The 22,696-nt window shown below is 71.4% G+C and carries 19 protein-coding genes and 1 riboswitch; of the genes, 14 read left to right on the top strand and 5 right to left on the bottom strand.

Annotated elements, in window-relative coordinates:
- The first annotated feature begins 6 nt into the window (after positions 1–6).
- The 13 genes from ACWD3O_RS04520 to nuoN are packed head-to-tail and all read left to right on the top strand — an operon-like array spanning position 7 to position 15,779.
- Complete coding sequence (locus ACWD3O_RS04520; RefSeq protein WP_356128452.1) at positions 7–561, top strand: NuoB/complex I 20 kDa subunit family protein; 555 nt, start codon at positions 7–9, stop codon at positions 559–561.
- Complete coding sequence (locus tag ACWD3O_RS04515) at positions 558–1,310, top strand: NADH-quinone oxidoreductase subunit C (RefSeq protein ID WP_451410623.1); 753 nt, start codon at positions 558–560, stop codon at positions 1,308–1,310. Before ACWD3O_RS04520 ends, ACWD3O_RS04515 begins: the two co-directional genes overlap by 4 nt.
- Positions 1,307–2,629, top strand: a complete 1,323-nt coding sequence (locus ACWD3O_RS04510) for an NADH-quinone oxidoreductase subunit D (RefSeq protein WP_356128458.1) — start codon at positions 1,307–1,309, stop codon at positions 2,627–2,629. Before ACWD3O_RS04515 ends, ACWD3O_RS04510 begins: the two co-directional genes overlap by 4 nt.
- Positions 2,630–2,670: 41 nt before the next feature.
- Positions 2,671–3,549 (top strand): NADH-quinone oxidoreductase subunit NuoE, encoded by an 879-nt coding sequence (gene nuoE / locus ACWD3O_RS04505; protein ID WP_451410669.1) that lies wholly within the window; start codon positions 2,671–2,673, stop codon positions 3,547–3,549.
- Positions 3,549–4,901 (top strand): NADH-quinone oxidoreductase subunit NuoF, encoded by a 1,353-nt coding sequence (nuoF, locus tag ACWD3O_RS04500; protein ID WP_451410622.1) that lies wholly within the window; start codon positions 3,549–3,551, stop codon positions 4,899–4,901. Before nuoE ends, nuoF begins: the two co-directional genes overlap by 1 nt.
- Positions 4,898–7,417 (top strand): NADH-quinone oxidoreductase subunit G, encoded by a 2,520-nt coding sequence (locus ACWD3O_RS04495; RefSeq protein WP_451414804.1) that lies wholly within the window; start codon positions 4,898–4,900, stop codon positions 7,415–7,417. Before nuoF ends, ACWD3O_RS04495 begins: the two co-directional genes overlap by 4 nt.
- A gap of 38 nt (positions 7,418–7,455) precedes the next feature.
- Positions 7,456–8,802 carry an NADH-quinone oxidoreductase subunit NuoH gene (nuoH, locus tag ACWD3O_RS04490; RefSeq protein WP_451410668.1) on the top strand — a complete coding sequence of 449 codons (1,347 nt, stop codon included), beginning with the start codon at positions 7,456–7,458 and terminating at the stop codon, positions 8,800–8,802.
- A complete protein-coding gene (gene nuoI, locus ACWD3O_RS04485) occupies positions 8,795–9,442 on the top strand; it encodes an NADH-quinone oxidoreductase subunit NuoI (protein WP_356128466.1) in 648 nt (215 codons plus the stop codon). The genes nuoH and nuoI overlap by 8 nt, the downstream gene beginning before the upstream one ends.
- Positions 9,439–10,302 carry an NADH-quinone oxidoreductase subunit J gene (locus ACWD3O_RS04480; RefSeq protein WP_451410620.1) on the top strand — a complete coding sequence of 288 codons (864 nt, stop codon included), beginning with the start codon at positions 9,439–9,441 and terminating at the stop codon, positions 10,300–10,302. Before nuoI ends, ACWD3O_RS04480 begins: the two co-directional genes overlap by 4 nt.
- On the top strand, positions 10,299–10,598 hold the full coding sequence (nuoK, locus tag ACWD3O_RS04475; protein ID WP_108954875.1) for an NADH-quinone oxidoreductase subunit NuoK: 300 nt from the start codon (positions 10,299–10,301) through the stop codon (positions 10,596–10,598). Before ACWD3O_RS04480 ends, nuoK begins: the two co-directional genes overlap by 4 nt.
- 12 nt (positions 10,599–10,610) lie before the next feature.
- Complete coding sequence (gene nuoL, locus ACWD3O_RS04470) at positions 10,611–12,548, top strand: NADH-quinone oxidoreductase subunit L (protein ID WP_451414803.1); 1,938 nt, start codon at positions 10,611–10,613, stop codon at positions 12,546–12,548.
- 1 nt (position 12,549) lies between these two features.
- Positions 12,550–14,121 (top strand): NADH-quinone oxidoreductase subunit M, encoded by a 1,572-nt coding sequence (locus tag ACWD3O_RS04465; protein WP_451410618.1) that lies wholly within the window; start codon positions 12,550–12,552, stop codon positions 14,119–14,121.
- A complete protein-coding gene (gene nuoN / locus ACWD3O_RS04460; protein ID WP_451414802.1) occupies positions 14,118–15,779 on the top strand; it encodes an NADH-quinone oxidoreductase subunit NuoN in 1,662 nt (553 codons plus the stop codon). The genes ACWD3O_RS04465 and nuoN overlap by 4 nt, the downstream gene beginning before the upstream one ends.
- 214 nt (positions 15,780–15,993) lie before the next feature.
- Here nuoN and ACWD3O_RS04455 read toward each other — a convergent pair whose 3' ends face one another.
- Positions 15,994–17,004, bottom strand: coding sequence for a polyprenyl synthetase family protein (locus ACWD3O_RS04455; protein WP_451410616.1), 1,011 nt, complete (start codon positions 17,002–17,004; stop codon positions 15,994–15,996).
- A 431-nt stretch (positions 17,005–17,435) separates the two neighbouring features.
- A riboswitch (cyclic di-AMP (ydaO/yuaA leader) is annotated at positions 17,436–17,607 on the top strand.
- A gap of 5 nt (positions 17,608–17,612) precedes the next feature.
- Here ACWD3O_RS04455 and ACWD3O_RS04450 point away from each other — a divergent pair.
- Positions 17,613–18,125 (top strand): transglycosylase SLT domain-containing protein, encoded by a 513-nt coding sequence (locus ACWD3O_RS04450; protein WP_451414801.1) that lies wholly within the window; start codon positions 17,613–17,615, stop codon positions 18,123–18,125.
- 20 nt (positions 18,126–18,145) lie between these two features.
- Here ACWD3O_RS04450 and ACWD3O_RS04445 read toward each other — a convergent pair whose 3' ends face one another.
- The 4 genes from ACWD3O_RS04445 to rarD form a co-directional block, all read right to left on the bottom strand.
- On the bottom strand, positions 18,146–18,985 hold the full coding sequence (locus ACWD3O_RS04445; RefSeq protein ID WP_451414800.1) for an HAD family hydrolase: 840 nt from the start codon (positions 18,983–18,985) through the stop codon (positions 18,146–18,148).
- Positions 18,986–19,080: 95 nt separating this feature from the next.
- Entirely contained in the window at positions 19,081–20,937 is a 1,857-nt protein-coding gene (gene recQ, locus ACWD3O_RS04440; protein ID WP_451414799.1) for a DNA helicase RecQ, read from the bottom strand.
- Between the two features lie 137 nt (positions 20,938–21,074).
- Complete coding sequence (locus tag ACWD3O_RS04435) at positions 21,075–21,539, bottom strand: VOC family protein (RefSeq protein WP_451410612.1); 465 nt, start codon at positions 21,537–21,539, stop codon at positions 21,075–21,077.
- Positions 21,540–21,589: 50 nt separating this feature from the next.
- Entirely contained in the window at positions 21,590–22,675 is a 1,086-nt protein-coding gene (rarD, locus tag ACWD3O_RS04430; RefSeq protein WP_451410611.1) for an EamA family transporter RarD, read from the bottom strand.
- Between the last annotated feature and the right edge of the window lie 21 nt (positions 22,676–22,696).

The raw sequence follows: 22,696 nt of genomic DNA, 5'->3' as shown, positions 1-22,696 counted from the left end.
AGAGACATGGGACTCGAGGAAAAGCTGCCGAGCGGATTTCTGCTGACCACCGTCGAGCAGGCCGCGGGCTGGGTGCGCAAGTCATCCATGTTCCCCGCCACGTTCGGTCTTGCCTGCTGCGCCATCGAGATGATGACGACGGGCGCGGGCCGGTACGACCTGGCGAGGTTCGGCATGGAGGTCTTCCGCGGATCGCCGCGCCAGGCCGACCTGATGATCGTGGCCGGCCGGGTGAGCCAGAAGATGGCGCCCGTCCTGCGTCAGGTCTACGACCAGATGCCCAACCCCAAGTGGGTGATCTCGATGGGCGTCTGCGCCTCGTCGGGCGGCATGTTCAACAACTACGCGATCGTGCAGGGCGTCGACCACATCGTGCCGGTCGACATCTATCTCCCCGGCTGCCCGCCGCGGCCGGAGATGCTGATGGACGCGATTCTCAAGCTCCACGAGAAGGTGCGCACCTCCAAGATCGGCGTGAACGCCGAGGAGGCGGCCCGGGAGGCGGAGGAGGCGGCGCTGAAGGCCCTGCCGACCATCGAGATGAAGGGCCTCCTGCGATGAGCGACGCCAAAGAACCCGACCGGCACCACGAGCCCAACCCGGAGAAGGAGCTGTCCGCCTCCAACCTCCCCGGACAGCGGGGGGACCACGGCGAGCAGATCCGCGTGCAGCGCGGCATGTTCGGCGCGAACAACGGCGGCGACACCTCCGGCTACGGCGGCCTGGTCCGCCCCGTCCGGCTCCCCGGCCCGTCGTCCCGCCCCTACGGCGGCTGGTTCGACGAGGTGGCGGACGAGCTGGAGGGCGCCCTGGAGGAGCAGGGCCTGCTGCCGGACAACGCCATCGAGCGCACCGTCGTCGACCGGGGCGAGCTCACCTTCCACATCGAGCGCGAGCACCTGCTCCGGGTCGCCCGCACCCTGCGCGACGACCCGGCGCTGCGCTTCGAGCTGTGCACCGGCGTCAGCGGCGTGCACTACCCGCACGACAAGGGCCGCGAGCTGCACGCCGTGTACCACCTGCGGTCGATCACCCACAACCGGCTGATCCGGCTGGAGGTCAGCGCGCCCGACGCCGACCCGCGGATCCCGTCGCTGGTGCCGGTCTACCCGACCAACGACTGGCACGAGCGCGAGACGTACGACTTCTTCGGCATCGTCTTCGACGGTCACCCGGCACTGACGCGGATCATGATGCCGGACGACTGGCAGGGCCATCCGCAGCGCAAGGACTACCCCCTCGGCGGCATCCCCGTCGAGTACAAGGGCGCCCAGATCCCGGCTCCGGACCAGCGGAGGTCCTACTCATGAGCACGCAGTCGGCAACAGCCCGCGACACCACCGAGGGCAAGGTCTACACGGTCACCGGCGGCGACTGGGACGAGGTCGTCGAGGCTGCCGCCAAGGCCGACGACGAGCGCATCGTCGTCAACATGGGTCCCCAGCACCCGTCCACCCACGGGGTGCTCCGCCTGATCCTCGAGATCGAGGGCGAGACGGTCACCGAGGCCCGCTGCGGCATCGGCTACCTGCACACCGGCATCGAGAAGAACCTCGAGTACCGGACGTGGACCCAGGGCACCACCTTCGTCACCCGCATGGACTACCTGACGTCCTTCTTCAACGAGACGGCCTACTGCCTCGCGGTGGAGAAGCTCCTCGGCATCGAGGACCAGGTACCCGACCGGGCGACGATCATCCGCGTCCTGCTGATGGAGCTCAACCGGCTCTCCTCCCACCTGGTGTGCATCGCCACCGGCGGCATGGAGCTGGGCTCCACCACGATCATGATCTACGGCTTCCGCGACCGCGAGATCATCCTGGACCTCTACGAGCTGATCACCGGCCTGCGCATGAACCACGCGTTCATCCGTCCCGGCGGGCTCGCCCAGGACCTCCCGCCCGGCGCCGTCGACCAGATCCGCGAGGCGATCAAGAAGCTGCGGAAGAACCTCCCGGAGTACGACAAGCTCGCCACCGGGAACCCCATCTTCAAGGCGCGCATGGAGGACATCGGCCACCTGGACCTGGCCGGCTGCATGGCGCTCGGCGCCACCGGCCCGATCCTGCGCTCCACCGGCCTCCCGCACGACCTGCGCAAGACGCAGCCGTACTGCGGCTACGAGACCTACGACTTCGAGGTCCCGACCGCCGACACCTGCGACTCCTACGGCCGGTTCCTGATCCGGCTGGAGGAGATGCGCCAGTCGCTGCACATCGTCGAACAGTGCCTGGACCGGCTGGCGCCGGGACCGGTGATGGTCGCCGACAAGAAGATCGCCTGGCCGGCCCAGCTGGCGCTCGGCCCCGACGGGCTCGGCAACTCCCTCGACCACATCCGGAAGATCATGGGCACCTCCATGGAGGCCCTGATCCACCACTTCAAGCTGGTCACCGAGGGCTTCCGGGTCCCGCCCGGCCAGGCCTACACGGCCGTCGAGTCGCCCAAGGGCGAACTGGGCGTGCACGTCGTCTCCGACGGCGGCACCCGCCCCTTCCGGGTCCACTTCCGCGACCCGTCCTTCACCAACCTGCAGGCCATGGCGGCGATGTGCGAGGGCGGCCAGGTCGCCGACGTCATCGTCGCCGTCGCGTCCATCGACCCCGTGATGGGAGGCGTCGACCGGTGACCACCACACCTTCCCAGGGCACCGAGGCGGTCGGGCTGGGCATGCCCCAACTGCCCGCCCCGGACTACCCGGAGGACGTGCGGGCCCGGCTGGAGGCCGACGCGCGCGAGATCATCGCCCGCTACCCGGACTCCCGCTCGGCGCTGCTCCCGATGCTGCACCTGGTGCAGTCGGAGGAAGGCCACGTCACCCGCACCGGGATGCGGTTCTGCGCCGAGACGCTGGACCTCACCACCGCCGAGGTGACCGCGGTCGCCACCTTCTACAGCATGTACCGCCGCCGGCCGAGCGGCGACTACCAGGTGGGCGTCTGCACCAACACGCTCTGCGCGGTGATGGGCGGCGACGCCATCTTCGAGGAGCTCCAGGAGCACCTGGGCGTCACCAACAACGGCACCACCGCCGACGGCAAGGTCACGCTGGAGCACATCGAGTGCAACGCGGCCTGCGACTTCGCCCCCGTGGTGATGGTCAACTGGGAGTTCTTCGACAACATGACCCCGGCCACCGCCCGGCAGCTCGTCGACGACCTGATCGCGGGCCGCCCGGTGACACCGACCCGCGGCGCGCCGATGTGCACCTTCAAGGAGACGGCCCGCATCCTGGCCGGCTTCCCCGACGAGCGCCCCGGCGCCGTCGAGTCGGGCGGCAGCGCCGGCCCCGCGTCCCTCGCCGGGCTCCGCCTCGCCAAGGGACTGCCGCTCGGCCCCCGCGTGGTGCACCCCCGCGACGCCGCCGGACACGACGGCGAGGGCAGGCACGGCGCCGCCTTCGACGACGGGCCCCGCACCGGCCCCTCGCCCGCGGCGCACCCCAGCTCGCACGACGCGCCGAGCACCACCTCGGCGTCCGACCCGGCCCACCCGTCAGGTCCCGTGGCCGGCGGCGGCCGCCGTGCCGAAGAAGAGGAGGGGGAGTGATGAGCGTGGCGACCGGAGAGCTCAACGAGACGAGCCCGGACAAGCTGCTCGCTCCCGTGCTGTCGGCGTTCTGGGACGAGGACCGCTCCTGGACCCTGGACGTCTACCGGCGGCACGAGGGCTACGAAGGGCTCCGCAAGGCCCTGACGATGACCCCCGACGAGGTCATCGCCTACGTCAAGGACTCCGGGCTGCGCGGCCGCGGCGGCGCCGGCTTCCCCACCGGGATGAAGTGGCAGTTCATCCCCCAGGGCGACGGCAAGCCGCACTACCTCGTCGTCAACGCCGACGAGTCCGAGCCCGGCACCTGCAAGGACATCCCGCTCCTCTACGCCAACCCGCACTCCCTCATCGAGGGAATGATCATCGCCTGCTACGCGATCCGCTCCTCGCACGCCTTCATCTACCTGCGCGGCGAGGTCGTCCCCGTGCTGCGGCGGCTGCACTCCGCCGTGCGCGAGGCCTACGCGGCCGGCTACCTCGGCGAGAACGCCCTGGGCAGCGGCCTGGACCTCGACATCACCGTCCACGCGGGCGCGGGCGCGTACATCTGCGGCGAGGAGACGGCCCTGCTCGACTCGCTGGAGGGACGCCGCGGCCAGCCCAGGCTGCGCCCGCCCTTCCCCGCGGTCGCCGGCCTCTACGCGTGCCCCACCGTGGTGAACAACGTGGAGTCCATCGCCTCGGTTCCCGCGATCCTGCACCACGGCAAGGACTGGTTCCGCTCCATGGGCAGCGAGAAGTCCCCGGGCTTCACGCTGTACTCGCTCAGCGGCCACGTCGCCAACCCCGGCCAGTACGAGGCCCCGCTCGGGATCACACTGCGCCAGCTGCTCGACATGAGCGGCGGCATGCGGCCCGGCCACCGCCTCAAGTTCTGGACGCCCGGCGGCTCCTCCACCCCGCTCCTCACCGACGAGCACCTCGACGTCCCGCTGGACTACGAGGGCGTCGGAGCGGCCGGCTCCATGCTCGGCACCAAGGCCCTGCAGTGCTTCGACGAGACCACCTGCGTGGTCCGCGCCGTCACCCGCTGGACCGAGTTCTACGCGCACGAGTCCTGCGGCAAGTGCACCCCCTGCCGCGAGGGCACCTACTGGCTGGTCCAGCTGATGCGCGACATCGAGGCCGGCAAGGGCGCCCTGTCCGACCTCGACAAGCTCAACGACATCGCCGACAACATCAACGGCAAGTCCTTCTGCGCCCTCGGCGACGGCGCCGCCTCGCCGATCTTCTCCTCCCTCAAGTACTTCCGCGACGAGTACGAGGAGCACATCACGGGGCGCGGCTGCCCCTTCGACCCGGCGAAGTCCACCGCCTGGGCGGACAAGCACCTGGAGGTGAACGCATGACAGCGCCGACCAGTGCTCCCTCCGGCGGCGGCAAGGGAGCCGGGGCCGCGCCCGCCGAGGACCTCGTCACGCTGACCGTCGACGGCGTGGAGATCAGCGTGCCCAAGGGCACCCTGGTCATCCGGGCCGCCGAGCAGCTCGGCATCGAGATCCCCCGGTTCTGCGACCACCCGCTCCTCGACCCGGCCGGCGCCTGCCGCCAGTGCATCGTCGAGGTGGAGGGCCAGCGCAAGCCGATGGCCTCCTGCACCATCACCTGCACCGACGGCATGGTGGTGAAGACGCAGCTCACCTCCCCGGTCGCCGAGAAGGCGCAGAAGGGGGTGATGGAGCTGCTGCTCATCAACCACCCCCTGGACTGCCCGGTCTGCGACAAGGGCGGCGAGTGCCCCCTGCAGAACCAGGCGATGTCGCACGGCGACGCCGAGTCCCGCTTCGAGGGCCACAAGCGCACCTACGAGAAGCCGGTCCCGATCTCCACCCAGGTGCTGCTGGACCGCGAGCGCTGCGTGCTCTGCGCCCGCTGCACCCGCTTCTCCAACCAGGTCGCGGGCGACCCGATGATCGAACTGATCGAGCGGGGCGCGCTGCAGCAGGTCGGCACCGGCGCGGGCGACCCGTTCGAGTCGTACTTCTCCGGCAACACCATCCAGATCTGCCCGGTCGGCGCGCTCACCTCGGCCGCCTACCGGTTCCGGGCCCGCCCGTTCGACCTCATCTCCAGCCCCTCGGTCTGCGAGCACTGCGCGGGCGGCTGCGCCACCCGCACCGACCACCGGCGCGGCAAGGTGATGCGCCGGCTCGCCGCGGACGACCCGCAGGTCAACGAGGAGTGGATCTGCGACAAGGGCCGCTTCGCCTTCCGCTACGCCCAGCAGCGCGACCGCCTGGCCTCGCCGCTGGTGCGCAACGCCGACGGGGTGCTGGAGCCGGCCTCCTGGCCGGAGGCGCTGGAGGCGGCGGCCCGCGGGCTGAACGCGGCGCGCGGCCGGGCCGGCGTGCTCACCGGCGGACGGCTCACCGTCGAGGACGCCTACGCGTACTCCAAGTTCGCCCGGATCGCGCTGGACACCAACGACATCGACTTCCGCGCCCGGGTGCACAGCGACGAGGAGACCGTCTTCCTCGCCTCCCGGGTCGCCGGACGCGGTGTCGGCCTCGACGGCACGGGCCTCACGTACACGACGCTGGAGCAGGCGCCCGCCGTGCTGCTGGCCGGCTTCGAGGCGGAGGAGGAGGCCCCCGGCGTCTTCCTGCGGCTCCGCAAGGCCTGGCGCAAGCACGGCCAGAAGGTGTTCTCGCTGGCGAGCCACGCCACCCGGGGCCTCACCAAGGCGGGCGGCACCCTGCTGCCGGCCGCCCCGGGCACCGAGACGGCCTGGCTGGAGGCGCTCGCCGACGGCACCGGCCTGGAGGGCGACGCCCCCAAGGTGGCCGAGGCGCTGCGCGCCGAGGGCGCGGTGATCCTGGTCGGCGAGCGGCTCGCGGCCGTGCCCGGCGCGCTCACCGCCGCCGTCCGGGCCGCCACCGCCACCGGCGCCCGGCTGGTGTGGATCCCGCGCCGGGCCGGTGAGCGCGGCGCGATCGAGGCGGGCGCGCTGCCCGGGCTGCTGCCCGGCGGACGCCCCGCCCACGACCCGCAGGCCCGCCGCGAGGTGGCCGCCGCCTGGGGGACCGCCGTCCTGCCGGAGCGCCCGGGCCGCGACACCGCCCGGATGCTCGACGCGGCGGCCGAGGGCGAACTGGCCGCGCTGGTCGTCGCCGGCGTCGAGGTCGCCGACCTGCCGGACCCGGCGCTCGCGCGGCGCGCGCTCGCCGAGGTGGGCTTCCTGGTCTCCCTGGAACTACGGCCGAGCGAGGTCACCGACCACGCCGACGTGGTGCTGCCGGTGGCCGCCGTCGCCGAGAAGGCCGGCGCCTTCGTCAACTGGGAGGGCCGGGTGCGGCCGTTCGACACCGCGCTCAAGCCCGACCAGACGACCACCCGCCACCACCCCGCGGACAGCAGGGTGCTGCACATGCTGGCCGACGCCATGGACCGCCACCTGGGCCTGCCCGACCTGCGCACCACCCGTGCGGAGATCGACCGGCTCGGCGTGTGGGAGGGGCAGCGCCCCGAGGGCCCGGCCGCCGTCCCCGCCGAACTGCCCCGCCCCGCCGCGGGCGAGGCGGTGCTCGCCGGGCACCGGCTCCTGCTCGACCTGGGCGTGCTCCAGCAGGGCGACGACGCCCTGGCCGGCACCCGGCACGCGGCGACCGTGCGGCTCTCCGCCGCCACCGCCGCCGAGGCCGGCGTCAAGGACGGCGACCTGGTGGCCGTCACCGGCCCCGCGGGCAGCGTCGCGCTGCCGCTGACGGTGACCGCGATGCCCGACCGGGTGGTCTGGCTGCCGCTCAACTCCACCGGGGGCGGCGTCGCCTCCGACACCGGGGCGCTGCCCGGCGCCCTGGTCCGCGTCGGCCCGGCGACCCTCGCCGCCGAGGCCCCCGGTACCGCCGAGGAGGCCGAAGCGTGAACCCGAACCTCACGCCGCTCGCCGCGGAAGACCTCTCGATGTTCGGCCAGGACCCCTGGTGGCTGGTCGTCGTCAAGGCCGTCTTCTGCTTCGCCTTCCTGATGGTGACGGTGCTCTTCGCCATCGTCTGGGAGCGCAAGGTCGTCGCCTGGATGCAGTTGCGCGTCGGTCCCAACCGCCACGGCCCCTGGGGACTGCTGCAGTCCCTGGCCGACGGCGTGAAGCTGATGCTCAAGGAGGACGTGATCGTCCGCCGGGCCGACAAGGTGGTGTACGTCCTGGCGCCGATCGTCGCCGCGATCCCCGCCTTCATGGCCATCGCGGTGATCCCGTTCGGCCCGCCGGGCAACGAGGTCTCCATCTTCGGCCAGCGCACCACCATGCAGCTGACGGACCTGCCGATCGCGATGCTGTACATCCTGGCGGTCGCCTCGGTGGGCATCTACGGCATCGTGCTGGCCGGCTGGAGCTCCGGCTCGACCTACCCGCTGCTGGGCGGCCTGCGCTCCTGCGCGCAGATGATCTCCTACGAGATCGCCATGGGCGCCGCCTTCGCCTCGGTGTTCCTCTACTCCGGGTCGATGTCCACCTCGGAGATCGTGGCCCAGCAGGAGGACCGCTGGTTCATCGTGCTGCTGCCGGTCTCGTTCATCCTCTACATCGTGACCATGGTCGGCGAGACCAACCGGGCCCCGTTCGACATGCCGGAGTCCGAGGGCGACCTGGTCGGCGGCTTCAACACCGAGTACTCCTCCATCAAGTTCGCGATGTTCATGCTCGCCGAGTACGTGAACATGGTGACGGTCTCGGCGGTCGCCACCACGCTCTTCCTGGGCGGCTGGCGGGCCCCGTACCCGATCAGCTCCTTCTGGGAGGGCGCGAACCACGGCTGGTGGCCGATGCTCTGGTTCGTCCTCAAGGTGCAGCTGCTGCTCTTCCTCTTCATCTGGCTGCGCGGCTCGCTGCCCCGCGTCCGGTACGACCAGCTGATGAAGCTCGGCTGGAAGGTCCTCATCCCGGTCTCGGTGGTCTGGCTGATGGTCGTGGCCACCATGCGGGCGCTGCGCAACGAGGGCTACGGGTTCACCGACATCGCCCTCTACGTGGCCGCGGCGATCATCGCGCTGCTGCTGATCTCGCTGGTCGTCGACACGCTCCGTGAACGGCGCGCGCCGAAGGAGGACGCCTCCGCCGGCGGCCCCGCCGCCTTCGACCCCATGGCGGGCGGATTCCCGGTGCCCCCGCTGCCCGGACAGCAGCTGCCCCCGGTGCCGCGGCGCCGCTCGCGCACCGAGCGGGAGCTCGTTGTCAGTGGCGGGACGGACACTCTCAGTGACGGACCCCGTGACGGATCTCTGGATGGAAAGGAGGCGTCCGATGGCTGAGGAACAGCAGAACCCCGGTGACACGAAACCGGGCTTCATGAATCCCGTGGCCGGCTTCGGCGTGACCTTCAAGGCCATGTTCAAGAAGCGGCTGACCGAGCAGTACCCGGAGCAGAAGAAGACCACGGCCCCGCGGTTCCACGGACGGCACCAGCTCAACCGCCATCCGGACGGCCTGGAGAAGTGCGTCGGCTGCGAGCTGTGCGCCTGGGCGTGTCCCGCCGACGCGATCTACGTGGAGGGCGCGGACAACACCGACGAGGAGCGCTACTCGCCCGGCGAGCGGTACGGCCGCGTCTACCAGATCAACTACGCCCGCTGCATCCTCTGCGGTCTGTGCATCGAGGCGTGCCCGACGCGGGCGCTGACCATGACCAACGACTTCGAGCTCGCCGACCTGTCCCGGCAGAACCTGATCTACACCAAGGAACAGCTGCTGGCCGGGCTCGAGGAGGGCATGGTCGACACGCCGCACTCCATCTTCCCGGGCACCGACGAGCAGGACTACTACCGGGGCCTGGTCACCGAGGCCGCCCCCGGCACGGTCCGGCAGGTCGCGGTCTCCCAGGGCGAGAAGCCGGAAGAGGCCACCCAGGACGCGGACACGCAGCCCACGGCCCAGCAGGAGGTGGGGGCGTGAACGCTCTTGCCGCCTACACCACCTCCACCGGCGAGGCCGTGCAGTTCTGGATCCTCGGCACGGTCGCGGTGATCGGTGCCCTGTGCACGGTCTTCATGCGCAGGGCGGTGCACAGCGCCCTCTGCCTGGCCGGCACGATGATCGTCCTCGCGGTGTTCTTCCTGGCCAACGGCGCGTACTTCCTGGGCATCGTGCAGATCGTCGTCTACACCGGCGCGATCATGATGCTGTTCCTGTTCGTGGTGATGCTGGTCGGCGTCACGGCGGCGGACTCGCTGAAGGAGACCATCAAGGGCCAGCGCTGGCTGGCCCTGCTGTGCGGTCTCGGCTTCGGCGCGCTGCTCGTCGGCGGCATCGGCAACGCGGCCGTCACCGAGTTCGAGGGACTGGCCGCCGCCAACTCCGGCGGCAACATCCAGGGCCTGGCGGCCCTGCTGTTCGGCAAGTACGTCTTCGCCTTCGAGATCACCGGCGCGCTGCTGATCACGGCGGCGGTCGGCGCGATGGTGCTCACCCACCGGGAGCGCACCGAGCGGGCCAAGACCCAGAAGGAGCTGGCCGAGGAGCGCGTCCGCAAGGGCGAGCACCTCCCGCCGCTGCCCGCCCCCGGCGTCTACGCCCGCCACAACGCGGTCGACATCGCGGGCCTGCTGCCCGACGGCACCCCCTCGGAGCTGACGGTCAGCGCCACGCTGCGCGAGCGCGGCCAGATCCGTGACGTCTCCACGGAGGCCATCGCGGACCTGCGGGCGCTGGAGCAGCGGTCCAACGAGCGGCTCGAGCGGACCCCGGTGGAGCCCCCGCGGCCGCGCCGCGGCGGGTCCACGGAGCTCACGCGGGCGGAGGAGGCCCAGCAGTGAACCCGGTCAACTACCTCTACCTCGCGGCTCTGCTGTTCACCATCGGAGCCACCGGTGTGCTGGTCAGGCGGAACGCCATCGTGGTGTTCATGTGCATCGAGCTGATGCTCAACGCCTGCAACCTCTCGCTGATCGCCTTCTCCCGCATGCACGGCAACCTCGACGGCCAGATCATCGCGTTCTTCACGATGGTCGTCGCCGCCGCGGAGGTCGTGGTCGGTCTCGCGATCATCGTGTCGCTCTTCCGTACCCGCCACTCGGCCTCGGTCGACGACGCTCGACTGATGAAGCTCTAAGGGGTCGCAGACGTGGAGAACATGATCGCGCTGCTGATCGCGGCGCCCCTGCTTGGAGCGGTCGTCCTGCTGTGCGGCGGCCGGAGACTGGACGGGGTGGGCCACTGGATCGGCACCGCCCTGGCCGGCGTCTCCTTCGTCCTGGGCGCCGTCCTCTTCGCCGGCCTGCTGGGCCGTGACGCCGAGGACCGCACCCTGGTCCAGCACCTGTTCAGCTGGGTCCCGGTGGAGGGCTTCCAGGCGGACATGGCGTTCCGGCTGGACCAGCTGTCCATCACCTTCGTCCTGCTGATCACGGGCGTCGGCTCGCTCATCCACGTGTACTCGATCGGGTACATGGAGCACGACGAGCGCCGCCGCCGGTTCTTCGGCTACCTCAACCTGTTCCTCGCGGCGATGCTGATCCTGGTGCTCGCCGACAACTACCTGCTGCTGTACTTCGGCTGGGAGGGCGTGGGTCTCGCCTCCTACCTGCTGATCGGCTTCTGGCAGCACAAGCCCAGTGCGGCCACCGCGGCCAAGAAGGCCTTCCTGGTCAACCGCGTCGGCGACATCGGCCTGTCCATCGCGATCATGCTGATGTTCACCACCTTCGGCACCTTCGCGTTCACGCCGGTGCTGGACTCGGTGGGGGAGACGAGCGAGGGCACGCTCACCGCGATCGCGCTGATGCTGCTGCTCGCCGCCTGCGGCAAGTCCGCCCAGGTGCCGCTGCAGTCGTGGCTGGGCGACGCGATGGAGGGCCCGACCCCGGTCTCGGCCCTGATCCACGCGGCGACCATGGTCACCGCCGGCGTCTACCTGATCGTCCGCTCCGGCGCGATCTTCAACGCGGCGCCGGACGCGCAGCTGGTGGTCACCATCGTCGGCGCGGTCACGCTGCTCTTCGGTGCGATCGTCGGTTGCGCCAAGGACGACATCAAGAAGGCGCTGGCCGGCTCGACGATGTCGCAGATCGGCTACATGGTGCTGGCCGCGGGCCTCGGCCCGATCGGCTACGCGGTGGCCATCATGCACCTGGTGACGCACGGCTTCTTCAAGGCCGGGCTCTTCCTCGGCGCGGGCTCCGTGATGCACGGCATGAACGACGAGGTCGACATGCGCAAGTACGGCGGCCTGCGGAAGTACATGCCGGTCACCTTCGTGACGTTCGGCCTCGGCTACCTGGCGATCATCGGTTTCCCCGGCCTGTCCGGGTTCTTCTCCAAGGACCTGATCATCGAGGCCGCCTTCGCCAAGGGCGGCGTCCAGGGCTGGATCCTGGGCGGGGTGGCGCTGCTGGGCGCCGGGATCACCGCGTTCTACATGACGCGCGTGATGCTGATGACCTTCTTCGGCGAGGAGCGCTGGCGGAACCTCCCGGCGGCCTCCCCGGACCGGTCCGACGTGGAGCCGGCCGCCGGTCACGGCGGGGTGCCGCACCCGCACGAGTCGCCCAAGGTGATGACCGTCCCGATGATCGTGCTGGCCTTCGGCTCGGTCTTCGCCGGCGCCTTCTTCGGCATCGGCGAGCGTTTCGTGCACTGGCTGGAGCCGGTGACCGCGTTCGAGCACGGCCACCCGCCGGTCAGTGCGCTCACCGTCACCGCGGCCACGGTCACGGTGATGCTGCTCGGCGTCGGCCTGGCCTGGCTGCAGTACGGACGGCGTCCGGTGCCGGTGGTGGCCCCGCGCGGTTCGCTGCTCACCCGGGCGGCCCGCCGGGACCTGCTCCAGGACGACTTCAACCACGTGGTCCTGGTCCGCGGCGGCGAACACCTCACCCGCTCCCTGGTCTACGTCGACCACACCCTGGTCGACGGGGTGGTCAACGGCGCGGCGGCCGGGGTGGGCGGGCTGTCGTCCCGGATGCGCCGGCTGCAGAACGGCTTCGCGCGCTCCTACGCGGTCTCGATGTTCGGCGGTACGGCGGTCCTGGTCGCCGCGACCCTGCTGATGAGGGCGGTCTGACATGAGCTTTCCCCTGCTGACGGCGACCGCGGTGCTGCCCGCCCTCGGGGCGATCGCCACCGCCGCCGTCCCCGCCGCGCGGCGCGAGGCCGCCAAGTGGCTCGCGCTGCTGGTCTCGCTGGGCACGCTGGTGCTGGCCGTCGTGGTCGCCGTCCGCTTCGAACCGGGCGGCGCGCGCTACCAGCTCACCGAGTCCTACGAGTGGATCCCGGCCTTCGGGGTGCGCTACGAGCTCGGCGTGGACGGCATCGGGGTGGCGCTGCTGCTGCTGACCGCGCTGCTGATCCCGTTCATCGTGCTGGCCGGCTGGCACGACGCCGACCCCCTGGAGACGCAGACCAAGCGGTGGAGGCCCACCCAGGGCTTCTTCGCGCTGATCCTGATGGTCGAGGCGATGGTGATCCTCTCCTTCGAGGCCACCGACGTCTTCCTCTTCTACATCTTCTTCGAAGCCATGCTCATCCCGATGTACTTCCTCATCGGCGGCTTCGGGGACCGCGCCCACCAGGGCGGCGAGGAGGCGGCCGCCACCCAGCGGTCGTACGCGGCGGTCAAGTTCCTGCTCTACAACCTGGCCGGCGGCCTGATCATGCTGGCCGCGGTGATCGGGCTGTACGTGGCGGCGGGCAGCTTCTCGCTCCCGGACATCGTGGCCGCCCGCGCCAGCGGCGAGCTGGAGATGGCGACGAACACCGAGCGGCTGCTCTTCCTCGGCTTCTTCCTCGCCTTCGCGGTGAAGGCGCCGCTGTGGCCGCTGCACACCTGGCTGCCCAACGCCATGGGCGAGGCCACCGCCCCTGTCGCCGTGCTGATCACCGCGGTGGTCGACAAGGTCGGCACCTTCGCGATGCTCCGCTTCTGCCTCGGTCTCTTCCCGGAGGCCAGCAAGTGGGCCACCCCGGTGGTGCTGGTGCTGGCGCTGATCAGCATCGTCTACGGGGCGCTGCTGGCGGTCGGCCAGCGGGACATCAAGCGGCTGGTGGCGTACGCGTCGATCTCCCACTTCGGCTTCATCATCCTCGGCATCTTCGTGATGACCAGCCAGGGCCAGTCCGGCGCCACGCTGTACATGGTCAACCACGGGATCTCGACGGCGGCGCTGATGCTGGTGGCCGGCTTCCTGATCTCCCGCCGCGGCTCGCGCCTGATCGCCGACTACGGCGGGGTGCAGAAGGTCGCCCCGGTGCTGGCCGGCACCTTCCTGATCGGCGGTCTGGCCACCCTGTCGCTGCCCGGACTCGCCCCGTTCGTCAGCGAGTTCCTGGTGCTGGTGGGCGCGTTCGCCCGGTACCCGGTGGTCGGGATCATCGCCACCTTCGGCATCGTCCTGGCCGCGCTCTACACGCTGGTGCTCTACCAGCGGACCATGACCGGCCCGGTCAAGCCCGAACTGACCAAGCTGCCCGACCTGCGGGTGCGTGAACTGGCGGTCGTCGCGCCGCTGATCGCCCTGCTGATCTTCCTGGGCGTCTACCCGAAGCCCCTCACGGACCTCGTCAACCCGGCGGTCCGGCACACCATGTCCGACGTGCAGCAGCACGACCCCGAGCCCGAGGTGGAGGCGGCCAAGTGAGCGCATCAGCCGTCCACGGCCTGTGGACAGACCTGGCCGCACCCGCGGCCGAGCCGATCGCGAAGATCGAGGCCCCCACGATCGAGTACGCGCAGCTCTCGCCCGTGCTGATCGTGATCGGCGCGGCGGTGCTGGGCATCCTGGTGGAGGCCTTCGTGCCCCGCCGGGGCCGCTACCCCGCGCAGCTCTTCCTCGCCGCCGTCGCGCTCGCCGCCGGCTTCGCCGCCGTGGTGGCGCTGGCGGTGAGCGGCTACGCCACCACCGAGGCCGGGATCGCCGCCGAGGGCGCGCTCGCCGTCGACGGGCCCGCGCTGTTCCTGCAGGGCGTGGTCCTGCTGGTCGGCCTGGTGGCGCTGTTCACCTTCGCCGAGCGGCGCCTGGACCCGGCGGCGCACGGCAACCAGGTGGACTCCTTCGCCGCGCAGGCGGCGGCGGTGCCCGGCAGCGAGGGCGAGAAGGCGGCCGTGAAGGCCGGTTTCACCACCACCGAGGTCTTCCCGCTGCTGATGTTCGCGGTCGGCGGCATGATGGTCTTCCCGGCCGCCAACGACCTGCTGACCCTGTTCATCGCGCTGGAGGTCTTCTCCCTCCCGCTGTACCTGCTCTGCGCGCTGGCCCGCCGCAAGCGGCTGCTGTCGCAGGAGGCCGCGGTCAAGTACTTCCTGCTGGGCGCCTTCGCCTCGGCGTTCACCCTGTTCGGCATCGCCCTGCTGTACGGCTACGCCGGCTCGGTCTCCTACGGCCGGATCGCCCAGGTCGTCGAGGGCACCGTCCAGGACGTCAGCCCGGCCCTCGCCGGGACCATGGGCAACGACGCGCTGCTGCTCCTGGGTGCCGCTCTGGTCACGATGGGCCTGCTCTTCAAGGTCGGCGCGGTGCCGTTCCACATGTGGACGCCCGACGTCTACCAGGGCGCTCCCACCCCGGTGACCGGCTTCATGGCGTCGGCGACCAAGGTGGCGGCCTTCGGCGCGCTGCTGCGGCTGCTGTACGTGGTGCTGCCGGGCCTGCGCTGGGACTGGCGGCCGGTGATGTGGGCGGTGGCCGCGGTGACCATGGTGATCGGTGCGATCGTCGCCATCACCCAGACCGACATCAAGCGGCTGCTGGCCTACTCCTCGATCGCGCACGCCGGGTTCATCCTGGCCGGTGTGATCGCGGCGAGGCCCGAGGGCATCTCCTCGGTCCTCTTCTACCTGGCCGCCTACTCCTTCGTCACGGTCGGCGCCTTCGCCGTGGTGACGCTGGTGCGCGACGCGGGCGGCGAGGCCACCCACCTGTCCAAGTGGGCCGGGCTCGGGCGGCGTTCGCCGCTGGTGGCGGCGGTGTTCGCGGTGTTCCTGCTGGCCTTCGCGGGCATCCCGCTGACCTCCGGGTTCGCGGGCAAGTTCGCCGTGTTCAAGGCCGCCGCGGAGGGCGGCGCGGCGCCGCTGGTGGTGGTCGGCGTGCTGTCCTCGGCGGTCGCGGCGTTCTTCTACATCCGGGTGATCGTGCTGATGTTCTTCAGCGAACCCAAGCCGGAGGGGCCGACGGTGGCGGTGCCGTCGCCGCTGACGACCACGGCGATCGCGGTCGGCGTGGCGGTCACGGTGGTGCTGGGCGTCGCCCCGCAGTACTTCCTCGACCTGGCGACCTCGGCAGGCACCTTCGTCCGCTGACGGCCGGCCCGCACCTGCAGGCGCGCCCGCCACCTGAGGCCGACCCGCCGCCTGACGGCGGCTCGCCCCACCAGGCGCCGGCATCCACGCCGAAGGCCCGGCTCCACCAGGAGCCGGGCCTTCGGCGTACACGCGGGGAGCGCGGCCGGGGCCGCGGCAGGGGTCGCGCGGCCGAGGCCGCGGCGGGGGTCAGCCCGCCCGGGGCCGCGGCGGGTCAGCCCGCCCGGTGCACGACCGCGTCGCACAGGTGCACCAGCGCCGTCCGCGCCTCGCACTCCGGCAGCGGGGTCAGCGCCGCCCGGGCCTCCTGCGCGTACCGCACCGTGTCCGCCCGTGCCTCCTCCAGCGCCGGGTGGGCCCGCAGCCGCGCCACCGCCTCGGCGAGCCGCGCCTCGTCCGTCAGGTCGGAGTCCAGCAGCTCGCACAGCTCGACGTCCTCCGCCAGCCCCAGCCGCTCCACCCGCTCGCGCAGGCGCAGCACCGGCAGGGTGGCGATGCCCTCGCGGAGGTCGGTGCCGGGGGTCTTGCCGGAGTCCGAGGACTCGGAGGCGATGTCCAGGACGTCGTCGGCGAGCTGGAACGCCACGCCGAGCCGCTCGCCGTACTGGGTCAGCACGTCCACGACCTGGTGGTCGGCGCCCGACATCAGCGCGCCGAAGCGGCAGGCGACCGCGACCAGCGAGCCGGTCTTGCCGGCCATCACGTCGAGGTAGTGGTCGATGGGGGAGCGCCCCTCGGCCGGACCGGCGGTCTCCAGGATCTGGCCGGTGACCAGGCGCTCGAACGCCTCGGCCTGCACCCGTACCGCCTCCGGGCCCAGGTCGGCCAGGATGTGCGAGGCCCGCGCGAACAGGAAGTCGCCGGTGAGGACCGCGACCGAGTTGCTCCAGCGGCTGTTGGCGCTGGGCACCCCGCGGCGCACCTCGGCCTCGTCCATGACGTCGTCGTGGTAGAGGGTGGCGAGGTGGGTGAGCTCGACGACCACGGCCGAGGGGACGATGCCCGGGGCGTCCGGGTCCCCGAACTGCGCGGCGAGCATCACGAGCAGCGGGCGGAACCGCTTGCCGCCCGCCTTCACCAGGTGCTGCGCGGCCTCGGTGATGAACGGGACCTCGCTCTTGGTGGCTTCGAGCAGACCTTCCTCGACGGCCGCCATGCCGGCCTGGACTGCGGCCTCCAGCGCCTGGTCCCGAACCCTCAGCCCGAACGGCCCGACCACGGTCACGAGGGGTCTCCTGTCTGCTGGTGTGTGTCGACGGTTACACGGTTTGTCGATAGGTCATTGCCATCACCCCACTCAGCGTATCCGGTCAGCTTTCGATCACCGACAGCCCCCACCCGCCAGATGGCCGGAGACACCCCTGTCCGGTTTAGAAGGGTTGTGCGGGTAGTTTCGCATTCACTCCTTTTGGGTGGCCAACGGCTGATCCGTGACATGAGCCACAGGAGCGGGTGGCCGGATGGATGGGGCGGCTGGCCCGAACTCGGCTCTGGCAAAAGCCAGTTGGGGTGGCCCGGTGCGGGCGGGCGAGGGGCAAATCACCCGTAACCATGATCAAGGGTCTTGATCATCCGAGTTCGTACTTGTTTCGGACATTCGCTCTCACATACGTTTCGCGCCAGCCGGGTGGAACGCCGAGTCCTGCCGCCGTCCGGTCCTCACTGATCCATTCCACGCACGGCAGGAGCGGGGGACCCAGGTACACCGCCGGACCGGAGCGCGCTCCGGACGGCTCGGGGTGAAGCCTGCCGCCCGCCAGGGCGACGGGCCGGGCAGCCTTTCTGGCCCGAACCCGACAGCTCACCTCGCAGGCGCCGGAAAGGAAGAGCGCAATGTCCCGTCTCACCCGTACCGCCTCGGCCCTGGCCGTCGCCGCGGCCGTCGTCGCCACCCCGGTCATGGGTGCCACCGGCGCCTGGGCCGCCGAGACCCCGGCCGCCCAGACCTCGGCCGCCCAGACCTCGGCCGCCCAGGCCAAGGTCGCCGTCGCCCCGGGCAACAAGGTCACTCACCTGGCCGCCACCCAGGACAACCTCGACGGCTGGATCCGCGAGGCCCTCGCCGTCATGGCGAAGAACGGCATCCCGGGCACCTACGAGGGCATCCACCGCAACGTGATGCGCGAGTCCTCGGGCAACCCGCTCGCCATCAACGACTGGGACATCAACGCGATCAACGGCATCCCCTCCAAGGGGCTGCTGCAGGTGATCGACCCCACCTTCGACGCGTACCACGTCGAGGGCACCGAGCCCTCGCCGTTCGACCCGGTCGCCAACATCGTCGCCGCCTGCAACTACGCGGCCGACCGCTACGGCTCGATCGACAACGTCAACGGTCCCTACTGACCGACCCCGTCACCCGTGGCTCACGGGGACGGGAACAACCGCTCGAGGACGACGGCCACGCCGTCGTCCTCGTTGGTCGTGGTGACCTCGTCGGCCACCGCCTTCAGGTCGGCGTGCGCGTTGGCCATGGCGACGCCGTGGGCCGCCCATCTGAACATGGGCACGTCGTTCGGCATGTCGCCGAAGGCGATGGCGTCCTCCGGGCCGAGGCCCAGCCGGGACGCCGCCATGGCCAGGCCGGTCGCCTTGGTGACGCCGTGCGGCTGCAGTTCGACGGTGCCGGGGCCGGACATGGTCGCCGTCGCCAGCGAGCCCACCGCGGCGGCGGCCACCGCGGTCAGCTCGTCGTCGGTCAGCCGGGGGTGGGCCAGCAGCACCTTGGTGATGGGCCGCTCCCACAGGTCGTCGCGCCGGCCGACCCGCACCGCGGGCAGCGTCGGCCGCGCCATCCGGTAGCCGGGCTCGATCAGCGTGAGCCCCTGGACGCCGTCCTGGTCGACGGCCGCGTACACCTGGCCCACCTCGGCCTCGATCTTGCCGAGCGCGGTCTCCGCCAGCTCCCGGTCCAGGGTCATCGACCACACCAGGCGGTCCCGGTCGGCGTCGTAGAGCTGGGCGCCCTGGCCGCACACCGCGAAGCCGCCGCCGATGCCGGCGAGCAGGTCGCGGACCCGCGGCGCGGGGCGGCCGGTCACCACCAGATGGCGGGCCCCCGCCCTGGCCGCGCACCCCAGTGCGGCGCGGGTGCGGGGTGAGACGGTGTCGTCGTCACGCAGGAGCGTGCCGTCCAGGTCGGTGGCGACGAGCGCGTACGCGGGGAGCGCACGGGAGGGGGGCGCATAGGCGGCGGGTGCGGGCATGATCAGAGAATACGGATCCTCCGGCGCGCCCCCGTGACGGGTTGACAGCTCAGCGTGATGTGTGCAATAGGGCGTTGGTCATCTCATCTGAGCGATCACTCGTCCAGCGAGGCCAGGAGTTCGACCACGCTCTCGCCGTGGGTGGCCAGCTTCTTCTCGCCGATGCCGCTGATCCCGCGGAGCTCGTCCACCGAGGACGGGCGGGCCGCCGCGATCTCGCGCAGCGTGGCGTCATGGAAGACGACGTAGGCGGGGACGCCCTGCTCACGGGCCCACTCGGCCCGCCACGCGCGCAGCGCCTCGAAGACCGGCTGGAGTTCCTCGGGCAGCTCGGCCGCGGCAGCCGCGGCCTTGGCCTTGCGCTCACCACGGGCGGAGGGCGCCTTCTTGGGCTCCTTGCGCATCGGCACCTGCCGCTCGCCGCGCAGCACGGCGGCGCTGCCCTCGGTCAGCACCAGCGTGCCGTACTCGCCCTCCACCGACAGCAGGCCCTGGGCCAGCAGTTGGCGGATCACGCCGCGCCACTCGCCCTCGGCCAGGTCCTCGCCGATGCCGAAGACCGAGAGCTGGTCGTGGTCGAACTGGATCACCTTGGCCGTGCGCTTGCCGAGCAGGATGTCGGTGATCTGGGTGGCGCCGAACTTCTGGCGCCGTTCACGGTCCAGCCGGACCACGGTGGACAGCGCCTTCTGCGCGGCCACCGTGGCGTCCCAGGTCTCCGGCGGGCTGAGGCAGGTGTCGCAGTTGCCGCAGTGCTCCTTCTCTGCCTCCTGGCCGAAGTAGGCGAGCAGCTGGCCCCTGCGGCACCGCACCGTCTCGCACAGGGCCAGCATGGCGTCCAGGTGGGCCTCGGCGCGGCGGCGGAAGGACTCGTCGCCCTCGCCCGACAGGATCATCTTCCGCAGCTGGACGACGTCGTTGAGGCCGTAGGTCATCCAGGCCGTCGACGGCAGTCCGTCGCGGCCCGCGCGGCCGGTCTCCTGGTAGTAGCCCTCGACCGACTTCGGCAGGTCCAGGTGGGCCACGAAGCGCACGTCCGGCTTGTCGATGCCCATGCCGAAGGCGATGGTCGCCACGACCACCAGGCCCTCCTCACGCAGGAACCGGGCCTGGTGGCGGGCGCGGGTCCCGGAGTCCAGGCCCGCGTGGTACGGCACCGCGTCGATGCCGTGGGAGGTCAGGAACTCGGCGGTCTTCTCGACCGAGTTCCGGGAGAGGCAGTAGACGATGCCGGCGTCGCCCTGGTGCTCCTCGCGCAGGAAGGCCAGGAGCTGCTTCTTCGGTTCCGCCTTGGGCACGATCCGGTACTGGATGTTCGGCCGGTCGAACCCGGCGACGAAGTGCCGCGCCGAGCCGAGGCCGAGCCGGCGGGTGATCTCCTCGTGGGTGGCCCGGGTGGCCGTCGCGGTCAGGGCGATCCGCGGGACGTCCGGCCAGCGCTCGCCCAGCACCGACAGGGCGAGGTAGTCGGGACGGAAGTCGTGGCCCCACTGGGCGACGCAGTGCGCCTCGTCGATGGCGAAGAGGGAGATCCGGCCGCGGGAGAGCAGGTTGAGCGTGGACTCCAGTCGCAGCCGCTCGGGGGCCAGGTAGAGCAGGTCGAGCTCACCGGCGAGGAACTGGGCCTCCACCACCCGCTGCTCGTCGAGGTCCAGGGTGGAGTTGACGAAACCGGCGCGCACGCCGGCCGCGCGCAGGGCGTCGACCTGGTCCTGCATCAGGGCGATCAGCGGGGAGACCACCACGCCGGTGCCGGGGCGGACCAGGGCGGGGATCTGGTAGCAGAGGGACTTGCCGCCGCCGGTGGGCATCAGGACGACCGCGTCCCCGCCCGAGACGACGTGCTCGACCACGGCCTGCTGCTCGCCGCGGAAGGACTCGTAGCCGAAGACCCTGCGCAGCGTCTCGAGTGCCGGGGTCTCCGCGGGTCCGTCCGCGTCCGTCTCCGTCATGGTTGCCGTGGTCACACCTGTACCGCCTGTCCCTGCCGTCCGTAGCCCTGCCTCCACCATAGGGGGACGGACCGACGGGCCCGGAGTTTTCCACAGGCCCGCGCGAACCCGGGGAACGCGCGGGGCCGGCGACAGGCTCAGTGGAGGCAGAACTCGTTGCCCTCGGGGTCGTACATCACCGTCCACGCGCCGCCCTGCTCGCGGACCTCGCGCAGCACCCGCGCGCCCAGGGAGGTGAGCCGCTCCACCTCGGCGGCGCGCAGGCCCTCACCGGGGTGGAGGTCGAGGTGGAGGCGGTTCTTGACGGTCTTCGGTTCCGGGACCCGCTGGAACAGCAGTCGACGCCCCAGCCCGGTGCCGGACTCCTCGTCGTACGGGTCGTCCGGGTGCCGGACCGCCGCCAGGTTCCGCCACGCCGCGCGGCCCCGCCACTCCAGGGTGGCCTCGGCCGGCACCACCCCGGCGGCCAGCAGCTTCTCCACCAGTGGGGCGTGGTCCTCGGGGAGGTAGTGCAGCGCGGCCGCCCAGAAGTCGGCCAGGGCGTGCGGGTCGGCCGCGTCGACGACGAGCTTCCAGTGGACAGGCGTCGTGGGTTCCGTCATGCCACCACTCTTACGGGTGGTGAGCGGGCGTGCGCAACCGGAATGCGTGATCAGGCGGTGCGCTCCGGGGCACCCGCCGCGCGCGGGTCCGGGACAGTGGCCGCACCGGTCTCCGCGACCGCGGCCGCACCGGTCCCCGCCACGGCCGCCACACCGGTCTCGGGGACCGCCGCCGGGTCGGCCGGGCCCACCACGGGAGCCGTGGCCACCGCCGCGGCGGCCGCCTTCCGCAGGGCGCGGGCCGAGCGGCGGGCGGTGCGCAGCGCGTCCCAGGTGAGCAGGGACAGCGCGAGCCAGACCAGGGCGAAGCCGGCCCAGCGCTCCGGCGGCATGGCCTCGTGGAAGTAGAGGACGCCCAGCGCGAACTGGAAGACCGGCGCCAGGTACTGCAGCAGGCCCAGCGTGGACAGCGGGACCCGGATCGCGGCGGCGCCGAAGCAGATCAGCGGCACGGCGGTGACCACTCCGGTGGCGGCCAGCAGCGCGGCGTGCCCGGCGCCCTCGGTGCCGAAGGTGGAGCTGCCCCGGGACCCCAGCCACAGCAGGTAGGCGAGGGCGGGGAGGAACTGGAGCGCGGTCTCGGCGGCCATGGACTCCAGGCCGCCGATGTTCACCTTCTTCTTCACCAGGCCGTACGCGGCGAAGGAGAAGGCGAGGGTGAGGGAGATCCACGGCAGGCGGCCGTAGCCGACGGTCAGCACCACCACGGCGGCGACGCCGACGCCGACCGCCGCCCACTGGACGGGACGCAGCCGCTCCTTCAGCAGGAGCACGCCGAGCGCGATGGTGACCAGCGGGTTGATGAAGTAGCCGAGGGAGGCCTCGACGACCTGCCCGGCGTTGACCGCCCAGATGTAGACGCCCCAGTTGACGGTGATCACGGCGGCGGCCACGGCGATCAGCGCCAGCTTGCGCGGCTGGCGTATCAGCTCGCCGGCCCAGGCCCAGCGGCGTATCACCAGGAGGATCGCGCCGACCAGGACCAGTGACCAGATCATGCGGTGCGCCAGGATCTCGGCGGCGCCGGAGGGCTTCAGCAGTGGCCAGAAGAGGGGGACCAGGCCCCACATGCCGTAGGCGGCGAATCCGTTCAGCAGACCGATCTTGTTCTCGTTCCGCGGCGCCGGCTGGGGCATGTCTCCTCCTTCTGCATGCCT

The organism is Streptomyces sp. NPDC002640 (assembly GCF_053592575.1).
Note: the sequence above shows the minus strand (reverse complement) of the source record. Positions and strands in the feature narration are given on the sequence as shown.

Coding starts and splice junctions, on each gene's coding strand:
- ACWD3O_RS04520 (WP_356128452.1), top strand. CDS start 7: ATGGGACTCGAGGAAAAGCTGCCGAGCGGATTTCTGCTGACCACCGTC.
- ACWD3O_RS04515 (WP_451410623.1), top strand. CDS start 558: ATGAGCGACGCCAAAGAACCCGACCGGCACCACGAGCCCAACCCGGAG.
- ACWD3O_RS04510 (WP_356128458.1), top strand. CDS start 1,307: ATGAGCACGCAGTCGGCAACAGCCCGCGACACCACCGAGGGCAAGGTC.
- nuoE (WP_451410669.1), top strand. CDS start 2,671: ATGCCCCAACTGCCCGCCCCGGACTACCCGGAGGACGTGCGGGCCCGG.
- nuoF (WP_451410622.1), top strand. CDS start 3,549: ATGAGCGTGGCGACCGGAGAGCTCAACGAGACGAGCCCGGACAAGCTG.
- ACWD3O_RS04495 (WP_451414804.1), top strand. CDS start 4,898: ATGACAGCGCCGACCAGTGCTCCCTCCGGCGGCGGCAAGGGAGCCGGG.
- nuoH (WP_451410668.1), top strand. CDS start 7,456: ATGTTCGGCCAGGACCCCTGGTGGCTGGTCGTCGTCAAGGCCGTCTTC.
- nuoI (WP_356128466.1), top strand. CDS start 8,795: ATGGCTGAGGAACAGCAGAACCCCGGTGACACGAAACCGGGCTTCATG.
- ACWD3O_RS04465 (WP_451410618.1), top strand. CDS start 12,550: ATGAGCTTTCCCCTGCTGACGGCGACCGCGGTGCTGCCCGCCCTCGGG.
- ACWD3O_RS04450 (WP_451414801.1), top strand. CDS start 17,613: ATGTCCCGTCTCACCCGTACCGCCTCGGCCCTGGCCGTCGCCGCGGCC.
- ACWD3O_RS04445 (WP_451414800.1), bottom strand. CDS start 18,985: ATGCCCGCACCCGCCGCCTATGCGCCCCCCTCCCGTGCGCTCCCCGCG.
- recQ (WP_451414799.1), bottom strand. CDS start 20,937: ATGACGGAGACGGACGCGGACGGACCCGCGGAGACCCCGGCACTCGAG.
- ACWD3O_RS04435 (WP_451410612.1), bottom strand. CDS start 21,539: ATGACGGAACCCACGACGCCTGTCCACTGGAAGCTCGTCGTCGACGCG.
- rarD (WP_451410611.1), bottom strand. CDS start 22,675: ATGCCCCAGCCGGCGCCGCGGAACGAGAACAAGATCGGTCTGCTGAAC.